Origin of the sequence: Ramlibacter sp., assembly GCF_028292805.1 — a bacterium.
GTDB lineage: Bacteria > Pseudomonadota > Gammaproteobacteria > Burkholderiales > Burkholderiaceae_C > Ramlibacter.
The window spans coordinates 1-13,021 of the sequence record NZ_JAQGLS010000212.1; the positions used below are offsets into that span (position 1 = coordinate 1).

Sequence of the window (13,021 nt, forward strand, 5' to 3'; positions counted from 1 at the left end):
GTGCAGTGACGGCCCGGCCCGATAAAAATTAGCGAATCAGGAGTTGATATGAGTTCAAGCACAACCGGCGCCACGCCTTACTACTTCGTGCCCCAGCCTTCGCGCCATCCGGCGATGGCGTCTTTCGGCCTGTTCTGGATCAACTTCGGCGCCGCGCAGTGGATCAACCGGTAAGACTGGGGCAAGTACCTGGTGCTGTTCGGTTTCCTGTGGCTGTTCGTCGTGCTGTTCCAGTGGTTCCGGCAAGCCATCAGCGAGAGCGAAGGCGGCATGTACAGCCACCGCATCGACCTGTCGTTCCGCTGGAGCATGAGCTGGTTCATCTTCTCGGAAGTGATGTTCTTCGGCGCCTTCTTCACCGCCCTGTGGTGGATGCGCTCGCACTCGGTGCCGGCCCTGGGCGGCCTGGACAACGCGCTGCTGTGGCCCGACTTCAAGGCGGTCTGGCCCAGCGCCTCGCCCGGCGCCACCGCGTCGCCGGCCGGCATCATCGAGCCGTTCCAGACCATGACGCCGTTCTGGCTGCCGACCATCAACACGGCGCTGCTGCTGTCGTCGGGCGTCACGCTCACGATCGCCCACCATGCGCTGCGCGAGAACCTGCGCGGCCGCACCATCGCCTTCATGTGGCTCACGGTCCTGCTGGGCGTGATCTTCATGTTCGTGCAGGGCTATGAATACTTCCACGCCTACACCGACCTGAACCTCAAGCTCAGCTCCGGGGCCTACGGTTCCACCTTCTTCATGCTGACCGGCTTCCACGGCTTCCACGTGTTCATCGGAACGCTGATGCTGCTGGTCATCACGCTGCGCCTGATGAAGGGCCACTTCACCGCCGACAGCCACTTCGGCTTCGAAGGCGCGGCCTGGTACTGGCACTTCGTGGACGTGGTGTGGTTGGGGCTGTACATCCTGGTCTACTGGATGTAGGGGGCAGAGGGGCCAGGAATCAGGGCTTAGGCAAGAGCCGCCGTCCCCCCGCAGCCCCTACCCCCAAACCCCCAGCCCCCGTGAAAAAGGGCCGCGCAAGCGGCCCTTTTTCACCTTAGCGGCAGCCCCGTCGGGTTGATGTAGCCGAACTTCCACGCGAGCAGGACACAGATGAACAGCAGGATGGAAAAGCCGACGCGAAACGCCAGGGCGCGCGCCATCTTGCTGCCCTTGGCGCGGTTGTCGTCGCCGTTGCGCATCATGAAGTACAGGGCGGCGGCGAGGCTGCCAAGGATCGCCACGAACGCCAGGATCACGAGGTATGTCATTGCCTCCATTATCGGCGGAGGCATTGCGCCATGCTCAAGCGCTGGATGATCGCAGTGGCGGCGCTGCTGGGCATCGCGCTGACGCTGGCCCTGGGGACGTGGCAGTGGGGCCGGGCCCAGCAGAAGCTGGCGCTGCAGGCGGCGGTGGCCTCGCGTCAGGACGCCGCGCCCCTGGCCAATGCCGCCTTGCTGGCGCGGCTGCGGGAGCTGCCGGCGCTGGTGCACATGCCGGTGCAGCTGCGCGGGCGGTGGGTGGCCTCGGCCACTGTCTACCTGGACAACCGCCAGATGAATGGAAAGCCCGGCTTCTATGTGGTCACGCCGTTGCGGCTGGAAGGCAGCAACGGCGCCGTCCTGGTGCAGCGCGGCTGGGTCCAGCGCAATTTCGCCCGGCGCGAGCAGCTGCCAGCGATCGAGACGCCGACCGGCGTCGTCACCTTGCGCGGCCGCTTGGCCCCGCCGCCCGCCAAGCTTTATGCCTTCGCCGAGGAAGAGCAGGGCGCCATCCGGCAGAATCTGGACCTGGCCCGGTTCCAGTCCGAGACCGGGCTGCCCTTGCTGCCGTTGTCCGTGCAGCAGCTGGGCGACGCCTCCGAAGGCCTGCTGCGCCAGTGGCCGCAGGCCGCCACTGGCGCCGCCAAGAACTATGGCTACGCCGCCCAATGGTGGGCGCTCTCCGGCCTGATCGCGATCCTGTATGTCTGGTTCCAACTCATCCTCCCCCGCCGCCAAGTCCGGCGCCCTTGACCAGCCCCTGGGGCTGACGGTCCATTCGTTGCCGCAGCCGCAGCAGGCGGCCCTGGTCGACGCCCGGCGCACCAGGCGCGGCCGCCTGCGGATGCTGGCCGTGCTGCTGGTGTGCGCGGCGCCCATGCTGGCCTCCTACTTCACCTACTACGTGGTGCGGCCGGAGGGCCGCCGCAACTACGGCGCGCTGGTCGAGCCGCAGCGGCCGATCCCGCAGCTGCAGGCGACCGACCTGGCCGGCAAGCCGGTCGACGTGGCCACCCTGAAAGACCAGTGGCTGCTGGTCAGCGTCGCCGGCGGCGCCTGCGACGCGGCCTGCGAGCAGCGCCTGTACCTGCAGCGGCAGCTGCGCGAGAGCCTGGGCCGCGACAAGGCGCGCCTGGAGTGGGTCTGGCTGGTGGCGGACGGCGCGCCGGTGCGCGAGTCGCTCCGGCCGGCGCTGCATGAGGCCACGGTGTTGCGGGTGGATGGCCGTCAGCTGGCGCAATGGGTGGCGCCGGAGCCTGGCCATCAGCTGTCGGACCACCTGTACGTGGTGGACCCGATGGGCAACTGGATGATGCGCTTTCCGGCCGGTCAGGACGGCTCCGACGCGGCCAAGGTGCGCAAGGATCTGGAGCGCCTGATGCGAGGCTCCGCCGGCTGGGACAAGCCCGGCCGGCCGGGGGCCTGAGCATGGACGCGCAACCCTTGTTCGACTTCTCGCCGGCCGTGCGGCTGATGCTGCTGGGCATCGCCGTGGCGCTGGGACCGCTGGCCTGGGTCTGGCTGCGCAACCGGCAGGCCGAACCGGCGCAGCGGCTGGCGGCCTTGACGGTGCTGACGCTGTTCCTGACCTTCGACCTGGTGCTGTTCGGCGCCTTCACTCGCCTGACCGACTCCGGCCTGGGCTGCCCCGACTGGCCGGGCTGCTACGGCAGCGCCAGCCCCAGCGGCGCCATCGAGCAGATCCGGGCCGAACAAGCGCGCATGCCGACCGGGCCGGTCACGCACGGCAAGGCCTGGATCGAGATGCTGCACCGCTACCTGGCCACCGGCGTCGGCGTGCTGATCCTGACGCTGGCGGTGACCAGCTGGCGGCAGCGCAAGCGCGGTCTGCCGGTCAGCTCGTGGTGGCCGGGCTTTACCCTGGTCTGGGTCTGCCTGCAGGGCGCGTTCGGCGCGTTCACGGTCACCATGAAGCTGTTCCCGGCGATCGTCACGCTGCACCTGCTGGGCGGCCTGGTGCTGCTGGCGCTGCTGTGCACGCAGGCGGTGGCCTACCGCCAGGCTCGGCAGGGCGCCGGGCCCGCCGCCATCCCCGCCGAGACGCGCAACTGGCTGGTGGCGGCCTTCGTGCTGCTGTGGCTGCAGGTGGCGCTGGGCGGCTGGGTCAGTACCAACTACGCGGTGTTGGCCTGCAACGAATTCCCCACCTGCCAGGGCAGTTGGTGGCCGCCCATGGACTTGCGCGGCGGCTTCGAACTGTGGCGCGAACTGGGCAAGTCCGGCGCCGGCGAGCACATCACCTTCGCCGCGCTGACCGCGATCCACTATGCGCACCGGCTGATGGCCTACGGCCTGTTCGTCGTGCTGGGGTTGCTGGCCTGGCAACTGCGCGGCGGCCCCTTGCGCTTGGCGGGGCGATGGATCGCCGTGCTGGCGCTGTGGCAGTTCGCGTCGGGACTGTCCAACGTGGTGCTGGGCTGGCCGCTGGTGGCGGCGGTCGCCCACACCGGTGGCGCCGCTGCGCTGGTGGTCGTGCTGACCTGGGCGCTGCGCGCGAGCCGCGCCGAGCGTGGCGTCGCGGCAGGCTCGCCGGCCGCGCGGAGGGTCTCCGCATGAACCGCTTCCAGCAGTTCTACCACCTGACCAAGCCGCGCGTGGTCCAGCTGATCGTGTTCTGCGCGCTGATCGGCATGGTGCTGGCGGTGCCGGGCCTGCCGGCCTGGGCCGAGGTTCGCACGGCGGCCATCGCCTGCCTGGGCATCTGGCTGGTGGCGGGCGCCGCGGCCGCCTTCAACTGCCTGGTGGAAAAGGGCATCGACGCCAAGATGCGGCGCACCGCCTGGCGCGCCACCGCCAGCGGCGAGCTGAGCGACTGGCAGACGCTGTCGTTCGCCACGGTGCTGTGCGTGCTTGGCTGCTGGGTGCTGTACGCGTGGATCAATCCGCTGACGATGTGGCTCACGCTGGCCACCTTCGTCGGCTATGCGGTGATCTATACCGTGATCCTCAAGCCGCTGACGCCGCAGAACATCGTGATCGGCGGTGCCTCGGGGGCCATGCCGCCGGTGCTGGGCTGGGCCGCGATGACGGGCGACGTCAGCCCCGAGGCGCTGATCCTGTTCCTGATCATCTTCCTGTGGACGCCGCCGCATTTCTGGGCCCTGGCCCTTTACCGGGTGGAGGACTACCGCAAGTCCGGCTTGCCGATGCTGCCGGTGACGCACGGCAACGAGTTCACCCGGCTGCAGATCCTGCTGTACACGCTGGTGCTGTTCGCCGCCTGTCTGATGCCGTTCGCCTACGGCATGAGCTCGTGGCTGTACCTCGCGGCCGCCGTCGTGCTGAGCGTGGGTTTCACCAGTTACGGCTGGCGGCTCTGGCGCCAGTATTCCGATGCGCTGGCGCGCGAGACCTTCCGTTTTTCCCTGATCCACCTGAGCGTGCTGTTCGCCGCGCTGCTGCTGGACCACTACCTGCTTTGACCCCACCATGTTGCGTCGCACCGCCCTCCTGACCCTTTCCTCCGGCCTGGCCCTTGGGGCCGCCGGCTGCATGGAGGCCAAGCCCCGGTTCAAGGGCGTGGACCTCACCGGCGCCGACTACGCCCGCGACTTCCAGTTGGCCGACCACAACGGCCGGCAGCGCTCGCTCAAGGACTTCCAGGGCAAGGCGGTGGTGGTGTTCTTCGGGTTCACCCAGTGCCCGGACGTCTGCCCGACCACGCTGACCGAACTGGCCCAAGCCAAGAAGCTGCTGGGTGCCGACGGCGACAAGGTGCAGGGGCTGTTCGTGACGGTCGATCCAGAGCGCGATACGCCGGCGGTGCTCAAGGAGTACATGGCCAACTTCGACCCGAGCTTTCTGGCCTTGCGCGGCACGCCGGAACAGCTGGCGGCCGTCGCCAAGGACTTCAAGCTGTACTACAAGAAGGTCGAAGGCAAGACCGCCGGCAGCTACACCATGGACCACGGCGCCGCCAGCTACGTGTACGACCCGCAAGGCCGGCTGCGCCTGTACACCCGCTACGGCAGCGGCGCCCAGGCGCTGGCGGACGATTTGAAGCTGCTGCTCAAGGGGGCTTGACTCGCGCGGAATCGGCCGGCGCATCGTCGCCCTGTGCCGAGGATCCGGCTTTGCCGGCCCGCGCACATTGATCAGCCACTCGACGGTCGCGTAGCGATTTCGAGTGCTACAAATTCAGCGGCTTGATCAGCTTGCGCGCGTCTGGCGTGATCTGGTCCAGGCCTTCCATGACCCACTCCAGGGTGGCGGACGCGTCCAGGTCGCGGTGCGGCAGCAGGGCGACCGCGACGTGGAACTTCAGTGTCAGCGCCGCCGGCAGGGCGTCGATCTGGCGCAGGCCACTGGCCACGATTTGCTGCGCGCGCGAGGCCACGATCTCGGTGGTGGTCGGGCACTCCAGCAGCACCGCGAATTCGCGCTCGCCCACCCGCGCCGCCATGTCGATGTCGTCGATGGCGCGGCGCAGGTGCGAGCCGGCCACCACCAATGCCTGCTCGGCGGCGTTCCGGCCGAATTCCTCGATGATGGCGTCCAGGTTGGACACCCGCACCCCCAGCAGCGCGCAGGGCTGCTTCAGGCCGCGCGAGCGCGTCAGCGAGGTCTCCAGCCGCTGGAGCAGCCCGCGGCGGTGCGGCAGTCCGGTCAGCGCATCGGTGCGCGACAGCGCCGCCGTGCGCAACTGGCTTTCCCGTGCGGCCATGGAGCGCACGTGCAAGGCGTAGAACAGCAAGGGCAGCTGCAGCACGGTTCCGTAGAACAGGCCGTACCGCGTCCAGGTGCTGACCGGCGCCAGCCCGAGGCCGCGGGCCAGCGGAAACAGCGCCACCACCACCATCGGCACGAAGGCCAGCGCCACCAGCCGCAGGTGGCGGTCCCGGCCGTCGAGCCAGCCCCACACCACCATGCTCAGGATGGCGGCGAGCGACAGGCCCGTGAGCAACAGCACCAGGAACATGCTCAGGCGGGTGGCGATCGCCATGTCCAGCGCGACGGCGCCCAGCAAGGCCGCAACCAGCGCCCAGACCCCGAGGTCAAGGGCGCGCGAGAGCCGCGCCGGCTCCGTCACCACCTTGATGAACCACAGGGCCGCGGCCGTCGGCAGGCCGGGCCACGCCGCGCCGGCAGCGTCGTTCCAGAACTGCCAGTCCGGCCACAGGTGTTGCGCGCCGACGCCCACCCGCGCCAGCTGGCCCAGGGCCAGGAAAGCGGCGTACAACGAGAACGCCAGGAAGCTGCGGTCGCGCCAGGCCACGCCCAGCACCAGGGCCGCCACGGCGATCAGGCCGGCCAGGCCGAAGTAGGCGCCGAACAGCAGCTGCTCCTGGGCCCGCCTGGCCAGCAGGGCGGTGTCGCGGTAGACCGCCAGCTGCGGCACGAAGTCGGCGCGCCCGTGTTCGATGCGCAGGTGGTAGCGGGTCGGCGTCGCAACGTCCGCTGCCAGCTCGAACGCCGGCACCCGCCCGGGGACCGGCCAGGCAGAGACGGCCAGGGCCTCGCCCGCCTGCTGCCTGACCCACTTGCCGGCGCGGTCGCGATGGAACAGCTGCGCCAGGTCAGTGCTCGGGGAGGCGACTTCCAGGAAATAGGCCGCGTGCTCCGCGGCGCGTGCATCGAACCGGACCCACAGCGCCTTGCCGTCCAGGCGGAATTGCTGGTCCTTTTGCAGCGGTCGCCAGGGCAGGGCGTCGCCGGCGGTCTCCACCTGCTCGATGGTGCGGTCGCCGCGCTCGTCGATCCAGTAGCGACTGGCGCCGTCAAGCGCAACCGGCTTGCTCCCGCCCGCGGTCAGCGACGGGAGGGGGGGTGCTTCGCCGCCCGCTGCCGAGCCGCACCAGCAGGCGCACCAGAGCAGGGTCGCGGCGAGGAAACGCAGGGAACTGCTCCTCATGCGACGGATTGTGACGCCCGCGGCTGAGGCGCCTGGGAACCGTCGTGAACAATGTAACGATTTGCCCACAAAAAAGCCCGGCGGCGGCCGGGCTTTCGGGAAGATGGCGACGCTCTCAGGCGTACGCCGCCAGCGCCTTCTTCATCTTTTTCATGGCTGCGGACTCGATTTGGCGGATGCGCTCGGCCGAAACGCCGTACTCCGCCGCCAGCTGGTGCAGCGTCATCGCGCCCGAGCCGTCGTCGTTGACCTTCAGCCAGCGCTCCTCGACGATGCGGCGGCTGCGCGGATCGAGCTGCTCCAGCGCCGCCGCGATGCCGTCGGTGGCCATCGTGTCGCGCTCGCGGTTCTCGATTGCCTGGGTCGGCTCGTGGCTGCCGTCGGCCAGGTAGGCGATCGGCCCGAAGGCTTCGCCGTCGTCACCGGGCGTCGGGTCGAGCATGATGTCGCCGCCCGACATGCGGGTTTCCATCTCGATGACTTCCTCGCGCTTGACGTTCAGCTGGGTCGCCATCTGGTCGATCTGGGCGTCCGTCAGGGTGTCGCGGTGGGTCTGGGCGTCGGCGTCGTCCTTGAAGCCCTGCTTCATCGAGCGCAGATTGAAGAACAGCTTGCGCTGGGCCTTGGTCGTGGCGACCTTGACCATGCGCCAGTTCTTCAGGATGTACTCGTGGATCTCGGCGCGAATCCAGTGCAGGGCATAGCTGACGAGCCGCACGCCCTGGTCCGGATCGTAGCGCTTGACGGCCTTCATCAAGCCGATGTTGCCTTCCTGGATCAGGTCGCCGTGCGGCAGGCCGTAGCCCAGGTATTTGCGCGAAACCGACACCACCAGCCGCAGGTGAGACAGCACCAGTTTCCCGGCCGCTTCCAGGTCGTTGTCGTTCCTGAACTTGCGGGCGAACTCCTGCTCTTCCTCGGGCGTCAGCATCGGCATGCGGTTGACGGCGGAGATGTACGCGTCCAGGTTGCCCAGCGACGGCACGACGGCCCATGGGTTGGCGACAGCCAACGCGGTGGTTGCTGGGGCTCCAATGGATGAGGACATGCCGGAAACTCCTTGTTCGTGGAAATGTTAGCACTCTGTTAGACGGAGTGCCAAAGCTTCGGTTCCGTAGTCAGAATAGCCGAATGCGGGTAATCCCGGATAACCCGGTTTCCGTTGGCCAGTGAAAAGGAGGGGGATGTGGGCGCCCGCTTACTAGCGGATACCCGGCTCCAAGAAGAGCTTGCTGAGGACAAAGATGGAGCCAACCCAGAGGTATTGCAAGTCCTCGAAGAACGAGGGCTTCTTGCCTTGCATCCTGTGGCCGAGGAACTGGGCGATCCAGGCCGACGAACGCGGCGATTGAGATAGTCAGCACTTGCGCCCATGGCCCTGGCCAGGGCCATGGGCGCAAGTGCTGACAGCAGCGCCATGGCCAGCAGGAACGGCGCCGACAGCCGGGCGCAATAGACCATGCTGGCCAGCACCAAGCCCTAGGCCACCCAGGGGTGCAGACAGCACGGCAGTCCGACCAGGCTGAGCAAGATCAGCGGAATGGCGATGGAGTGGATGCGTTCGTTGCCCGGATGCCGGTGGTTCTGTCCGTCATGCGCGAGCAACTGTCGACCTTGCGGGTGGAGGGCCGCGGCGGCGGCGTCGGCAAGCGTGGTCATGCGGCTCCTTGGCACGGAGAATGTCCGCATTCTGACCGATGTGAGGTGCGCAATGGAAGACTCTACATCCCTGGAGGTGCTGAGCGTGACGACGATGGTCGAGACGCTGGCCGACGCGCAGGCGCTGGCGCGCGAGATCGTCCAGCGCCGGCTGGCCGCCTGCGTGCAGCTGGAGCCGGGGCTGCAGTCGGTCTACCGCTGGGAAGGCCGCATCTGCGAGGAGCCGGAGGTGCGGCTGGTGATCAAGACGCTGCCGGCTGCGGCCGGGGCGCTGCAGGCCTTGCTGGCCGAGCGGCACCCTTACGCCATGCCGCAGTTCCTGGCCTGCGCGATGCAGGCCAGCGCCGGCTACGCGCAATGGGTGCGCAGCGAGGTCAGCCTGCCTGGCGCACCCGCAGTCGGCCCCCCGGCGCCGAGCTGACTTCGCCGATGACGCCAGCGGCCTCGAAGCCGTGGCGGCGGAAGGTGTCCAGCACCTGGTCGACTGCCGCTGGCGTGCACGACACCAGCAGGCCGCCGCTGGTCTGTGGATCGGTCAGCAAGGCCTTGTCGATCGCGGAGAACGAGGCCGGCAGGTCCACCTGCGCCCCATAGCCGTCCCAGTTGCGCCCGGACGCGCCGGTGACCATGCCGTCGGCCGCCAGCGCCTGCACGCCGTCTAGCAGCGGCACGCGGTCCCAGGCCAGTTCCACGGTCAGGCCGCAGCCTTTGGCCAGTTCCAGCGCGTGGCCCGCCAGGCCGAAGCCCGTCACGTCGGTCAAGGCATGCACGCCGTCCAGCGCGGCCAGCTCGGGGCCGGCCGTGTTCAGCTTGGTGGTGGTGGCGATCATTGTGGCGTAGCCGGCCGCGTTCAGTTGTTCCTTCTTCAGCGCCGCCGACAGGATGCCCACGCCCAGCGGCTTGCCCAGCACCAGCACGTCGCCGGCGCGAGCGTCGGCGTTGCGCTTGACGCGCTTGGGGTGCACCAGGCCCAGGGCCACCAGGCCGTAGATGGGCTCCACCGAGTCGATGGTGTGACCGCCCGCGATCGGGATGCCGGCTTCGCGGCAGACCGACTCGCCGCCGGCCAGGATGCGGCCGATGGTGGCCGTCGACAGCACGTTGATCGGCATGCCCACCAGCGCCAGCGCCAGGATCGGCTTGCCGCCCATGGCGTAGACGTCGGAGATGGCGTTGGTCGCCGCGATCCGGCCGAAGTCGTACGGGTCGTCCACGATCGGCATGAAAAAGTCGGTGGTGGCGACCAGCGCCTGCTCGTCGTTCAGCTGGTAGACGGCGGCGTCGTCGGCGGTCTCGATGCCCACCAGCAGTTCCTTGGGCAGCGGCATGCGGGCGGTGTCGCGCAGGATCTCCGACAGCACGCCGGGCGCGATCTTGCAGCCGCAGCCGCCCCCGTGCGATAGGGAAGTCAGGCGGGGTTCGGTCTTGCTCATGGTGTGGCGGTCTCAGGTCAGCAGGGCCAGCGCGAACTCGCGGGCGTTGAAGGTTTCCAGGTCTTCCAGTTTCTCACCCACGCCGATGAAGTACACGGGAATGGGTTTTTCCTGGGCGATGGCGGCCAGCACGCCGCCCTTGGCCGTGCCATCGAGCTTGGTGACGATCAGGCCGGTCAGGCCCAGCGCGTTGTCGAAGGCCCGCACCTGCTGCAGCGCGTTCTGGCCGGTGTTGCCGTCGATCACCAGCAGCACCTCGTGCGGCGCGCCGGGGTCGGCCTTCATCAGCACCCGCTTGATCTTGCGCAGTTCCTCCATCAGGTGGACCTGGGTCGGCAGGCGGCCGGCCGTGTCGACGATCACCACGCCTTTGTTGCGCGCCTTGCCGGCGGTGACGGCGTCGAAGCTGACGGCGGCCGGGTCGCCGCCTTCCTGGCTGACGATCTCCACCCGGTTCCGGTCGGCCCAGACGGCCAGCTGCTCGCGCGCGGCGGCCCGGAAGGTGTCGGCGGCGGCCAGCAGCACCGACTCGCCCTCGTTGGCCAGGTGCGCCGTCAGCTTGCCGATCGAAGTGGTTTTGCCGGCGCCGTTGACCCCCGCGACCATGATCACGGTGGGCTGGTGCTCGCCGATCACCAGCGGCTTTTCCAGCGGCCGCAGCAGCTGGGTGAGCGCGTCGACCAGGATGTTCCTGGCCTGCACCGGGCGGGTGGCGCCGCTGGAGGCGACCTTGCGCTTGACCTCCTGCAGCAGGTACTCGGTGGCGCCGACGCCGGTGTCGGCCATCAGCAGCGCCGTCTCCAGCTCCTCGTACAGGTTGTCGTCGATGACGGCGCCGGTGAAGACCTGGGAGATGTTGGTGCTGGTCTTGCGCAAGCCGGCGCTCAGGCGCTCCATCCAGCTTTGCCGCTCCGGCGCGACTTCGGCCGCCACCGGGATCTCCATGGGCGCGACCAGCGCGCTGCCGATCAGGCCGCCGGCCCTGGCCGGCGCGGCGGTGGGCGTCGGCGTGGGGGCAGGCGTGGCGACCGGGATCGGGAGAGGCGCGGGCGCCGCCAACGGCGGCGCAGGCGCCACGGCGGGAGCCGGCGCGGCGACTGGAGGGTCGGTCGGTTTGGGTTTTTTCCGAAAGAAACTGAACATTGAGAAGGTTTCTAGAATCACATGATTCTATGAAACAGCATCTGCGCTCTTTCCTCCTCGTTCTTGCCTCATCCTTGACCCTTGGTTTTCTGCCCTCCGCGCAGGCCCAATTCGCCGGCCCGCCACCGGCGCAGGAAAAGCCGTTGCAGTACACGCTGCCCAACGGCCTGACGGTGATCATCAAGCCCGACAAACGCGCCCCGACGGCGGTGCACATGCTCTATGTGCGCGTCGGCGCGATGGACGAAGTCGACGGCACCAGCGGCGTGGCGCACGTGCTGGAACACATGCTGTTCAAAGGCACGGCCGAACTGAAGGTGGGCGAGTATTCGCGCCGCGTCGCCGCCCTGGGCGGGCGCGAGAACGCCTTCACAACGCGCGACGCCACCGGCTACTTCCAGCAAATCCCCAGGGAGAAGCTGGAGGACGTGATGCGGCTGGAGGCCGACCGCTTTGCCAACAACCAGTGGGCCGACGAGGAGTTCAGGCGCGAGCTCGAAGTGGTCAAGGAGGAGCGGCGCTCGCGCACCGACGACAACCCGCGCTCGCAGCTGTTCGAGCAGCTCAGTGCCGTCGTCTACCAGGCCTCGCCCTACCGCCGGCCGGTGGTCGGCTGGATGAGCGACCTGGAGTCGATGACGCCAGGCGACGCCCGTGACTTCTACCGGCGCTGGTACGTGCCGGCGAATGCCGCCGTGGTGGTGGCCGGCGACGTCGAGCCCGCCGCAGTGCGGCGGCTGGTCGACAAGCATTACGGCAAGCTGCAGGCGCGGCCGGTGCCGGCGCGCAAGCCGCGCGAGGAGCCCGTGCAGGCCGGCATCCGGCGCCTGGAATTCAAGGCCCCGGCCGAACAGTCCTTCGTGGCGCTGGCCTTCAAGGTGCCGCAGCTGCGCTCGTTCGAAGCCACCCCGGACAACGACGACGCGCTGGCGTTGACGGTGCTGTCGGCGGTGCTCGATGGCTACGAAGGCGCGCGCCTGGATCGCGCGCTGACGCAAGGCCCCGACCGCGTGGCCGACAGCGTCGGCGCCGGCAACGGCCTGTGGGGCCGCGGGCCGCAGCTGTTCACGCTGACCGGCATTCCGGCGGCCGGCAAGACGCCGGAGCAGGTGGAGGCGGCGCTGCGCGAGCAAGTCACCAAGGTGGCGCGCGAAGGCGTCACCGAAGCGGAGTTGCAGCGGGTCAAGACCCGCTGGATTGCCGGCGAGATCTACAAGCTCGACTCGGTGATGAACCAGGCGCGCGAACTCGGTGGGGCCTGGGTCATGGGCTTCGCGCCGGACTCCGGCGACCGCCTGATGGAGCGGCTGTCCAAGGTGACGGCCGACCAGGTCAAGTCGGTGGCCGCGCGCTACTTCGGCGACGACCAGCTGAGCGTGGGCATCCTGCGCCCGCTGCCGCTGGACCCCAACCGCAAGCCGCGCACCCCGCCGGCCGGCGCCCGCCACTGAGAAGGACAGGACAAGCACCCATGCAGCAAGCAAGATTCTTGGCGCGCGCGGCGCAACTGGTGGCGCTCGCCTGCGTGCTGGCGCAGCCGGCCTGGGCGGCATTGCCTATCCAGCACTGGAAGCAGGCCAGCGGCGCGCAGGTGTGGCTGGTGGAAAGCCACGGCCTGCCGATGGTGGACGTGCAGATCGACGTCGACGCCGGCGGCCGGC

Annotated in this window: 13 protein-coding genes and 2 pseudogenes; 9 read left to right on the plus strand and 6 right to left on the minus strand. The window is 68.8% G+C overall.

The window, feature by feature from the left end; genetic code table 11:
- Nucleotides 1-48: 48 nt before the first annotated feature.
- Nucleotides 49-930 (plus strand): annotated as a pseudogene (locus JWP65_RS13125) (cytochrome c oxidase subunit 3).
- Nucleotides 931-1,040: 110 nt separating this feature from the next.
- Here JWP65_RS13125 and JWP65_RS13130 read toward each other — a convergent pair.
- Nucleotides 1,041-1,259 carry a twin transmembrane helix small protein gene (locus JWP65_RS13130; protein WP_299764403.1) on the minus strand — a complete coding sequence of 73 codons (219 nt, stop codon included), beginning with the start codon at nt 1,257-1,259 and terminating at the stop codon, nt 1,041-1,043.
- A 30-nt stretch (nt 1,260-1,289) separates the two neighbouring features.
- Between JWP65_RS13130 and JWP65_RS13135 the strand changes: the two genes are divergently transcribed.
- Genes JWP65_RS13135 through JWP65_RS13155 form a run of 5 tightly spaced genes read left to right on the plus strand, consistent with a single transcriptional unit; the run spans nt 1,290 to nt 5,297 of the window.
- Nucleotides 1,290-2,006, plus strand: a complete 717-nt coding sequence (locus JWP65_RS13135; RefSeq protein ID WP_299764404.1) for an SURF1 family protein — start codon at nt 1,290-1,292, stop codon at nt 2,004-2,006.
- On the plus strand, nt 1,957-2,679 hold the full coding sequence (locus JWP65_RS13140) for a hypothetical protein (protein WP_299764405.1): 723 nt from the start codon (nt 1,957-1,959) through the stop codon (nt 2,677-2,679). Before JWP65_RS13135 ends, JWP65_RS13140 begins: the two co-directional genes overlap by 50 nt.
- 2 nt (nt 2,680-2,681) lie before the next feature.
- Nucleotides 2,682-3,830: a heme A synthase gene (locus tag JWP65_RS13145; RefSeq protein WP_299764406.1), complete on the plus strand. Its 1,149-nt coding sequence runs from the start codon at nt 2,682-2,684 to the stop codon at nt 3,828-3,830.
- Nucleotides 3,827-4,696, plus strand: a complete 870-nt coding sequence (gene cyoE / locus JWP65_RS13150) for a heme o synthase (RefSeq protein WP_299764408.1) — start codon at nt 3,827-3,829, stop codon at nt 4,694-4,696. Before JWP65_RS13145 ends, cyoE begins: the two co-directional genes overlap by 4 nt.
- 7 nt (nt 4,697-4,703) lie before the next feature.
- Entirely contained in the window at nt 4,704-5,297 is a 594-nt protein-coding gene (locus JWP65_RS13155) for an SCO family protein (protein WP_299764410.1), read from the plus strand.
- Between the two features lie 106 nt (nt 5,298-5,403).
- Here JWP65_RS13155 and JWP65_RS13160 read toward each other — a convergent pair whose 3' ends face one another.
- From JWP65_RS13160 to JWP65_RS20170, 3 genes are all read right to left on the minus strand, one after another.
- Nucleotides 5,404-7,125, minus strand: a complete 1,722-nt coding sequence (locus JWP65_RS13160) for a 7TM diverse intracellular signaling domain-containing protein (protein ID WP_299764412.1) — start codon at nt 7,123-7,125, stop codon at nt 5,404-5,406.
- Nucleotides 7,126-7,240: 115 nt separating this feature from the next.
- Nucleotides 7,241-8,173 carry an RNA polymerase sigma factor RpoH gene (rpoH, locus tag JWP65_RS13165; RefSeq protein WP_299764414.1) on the minus strand — a complete coding sequence of 311 codons (933 nt, stop codon included), beginning with the start codon at nt 8,171-8,173 and terminating at the stop codon, nt 7,241-7,243.
- Between the two features lie 431 nt (nt 8,174-8,604).
- Nucleotides 8,605-8,784: a hypothetical protein gene (locus JWP65_RS20170; RefSeq protein ID WP_367280510.1), complete on the minus strand. Its 180-nt coding sequence runs from the start codon at nt 8,782-8,784 to the stop codon at nt 8,605-8,607.
- Between the two features lie 52 nt (nt 8,785-8,836).
- Here JWP65_RS20170 and cutA point away from each other — a divergent pair, with 52 nt between their 5' ends.
- Complete coding sequence (gene cutA, locus JWP65_RS13175) at nt 8,837-9,205, plus strand: divalent-cation tolerance protein CutA (protein ID WP_299764416.1); 369 nt, start codon at nt 8,837-8,839, stop codon at nt 9,203-9,205.
- Here cutA and selD read toward each other — a convergent pair.
- Both selD and ftsY read right to left on the minus strand, forming a co-directional pair.
- Complete coding sequence (selD, locus tag JWP65_RS13180) at nt 9,159-10,217, minus strand: selenide, water dikinase SelD (RefSeq protein WP_299764418.1); 1,059 nt, start codon at nt 10,215-10,217, stop codon at nt 9,159-9,161. The two genes, cutA and selD, sit on opposite strands and share 47 nt — an antisense overlap.
- Nucleotides 10,218-10,229: 12 nt before the next feature.
- Nucleotides 10,230-11,360 carry a signal recognition particle-docking protein FtsY gene (gene ftsY / locus JWP65_RS13185; protein WP_299764420.1) on the minus strand — a complete coding sequence of 377 codons (1,131 nt, stop codon included), beginning with the start codon at nt 11,358-11,360 and terminating at the stop codon, nt 10,230-10,232.
- Between the two features lie 29 nt (nt 11,361-11,389).
- Between ftsY and JWP65_RS13190 the strand changes: the two genes are divergently transcribed.
- Entirely contained in the window at nt 11,390-12,811 is a 1,422-nt protein-coding gene (locus JWP65_RS13190; protein ID WP_299764422.1) for a pitrilysin family protein, read from the plus strand.
- Between the two features lie 20 nt (nt 12,812-12,831).
- Nucleotides 12,832-13,021, plus strand: a pseudogene (locus JWP65_RS13195) (insulinase family protein); the annotation flags it as partial.